General features: G+C 70.0%; 1 protein-coding gene. It reads left to right on the top strand.

What is annotated here, in order from left to right; all coding sequences use genetic code 11:
- Window positions 1-188: 188 nt before the first annotated feature.
- A partial coding sequence (locus GVL03_RS21155; RefSeq protein ID WP_200847408.1) for a hypothetical protein occupies window positions 189-410 on the top strand: 222 nt, incomplete at its 3' end.

The raw sequence follows: 410 nt of genomic DNA, 5'->3' as shown, positions 1-410 counted from the left end.
TGCATTCCGCTTCTCCCGGTTCTCCCGGTTCTCCCGCTTCGCTGACCTTCCATGTTCCGCCCCGCGCCGTCCGATGGCGCTGGTGGCTGTTGTCGCTGATGCTGGTCGGCCTGGCGATCGGCTATTGGGTGGCGGCGCGCCTGCCGGCGTCGGCCGGTTGGGAGAACGGCTGACTGGAGAACCTGCAGGTGGTGGTGTTGCTGGGCGGCGCCGCCATGGCCGTCGCAGTCGCGCGCCAGGGCACGGCATCGGGCGATTGGGGGCGCGCTGCCTTGAAAGGGCTCGCGGTGGCCGTGGTTCCGCTGTGGTGCCTGATGGCCGCACGGGAGCTGAGCTGGGGCGCCGCGTTTCTGCCGCCCATGGGGTTCGGGGAAGACGGGCCCACCTATTCCTCGTCCACGCTCTGGTAC

The organism is Microbacterium sp. 18062 (genome assembly GCF_902706225.1).
Lineage (GTDB): Bacteria > Actinomycetota > Actinomycetes > Actinomycetales > Microbacteriaceae > Microbacterium.
The sequence above is the reverse complement of the archived record's forward strand: the minus strand, read 5'-3'. Positions and strand labels throughout refer to the sequence as shown.